General features: G+C 47.2%; 1 protein-coding gene. It reads right to left on the bottom strand.

All coding sequences use genetic code 11. The features are described 5' to 3' along the window. Positions 1–218 (bottom strand): GTP-binding protein (locus BS617_RS17950; RefSeq protein WP_249263647.1); only part of this gene is annotated, 218 nt, incomplete at both ends.

Here is a 218-nt window from a genome sequence, read left to right as displayed (position 1 = left end):
CGAATCTTAGATTCGTACTCTACGTGAGACGTAGAGATCGTGATACCACGCTCACGCTCTTCTGGTGCCTTATCGATACCGTCAAATGCTACGGCTTCACCACCGAAAACTTCTGCACATACGCGAGTCAGTGCTGCTGTCAAAGTTGTTTTACCGTGGTCAACGTGGCCAATAGTACCTACGTTAACGTGCGGCAGATTACGTTCAAATGATTTCTT

Origin of the sequence: Neptunomonas phycophila (assembly GCF_001922575.1) — a bacterium.
GTDB lineage: Bacteria > Pseudomonadota > Gammaproteobacteria > Pseudomonadales > Balneatricaceae > Neptunomonas > Neptunomonas phycophila.
The sequence above is the reverse complement of the archived record's forward strand: the minus strand, read 5'-3'. Positions and strand labels throughout refer to the sequence as shown.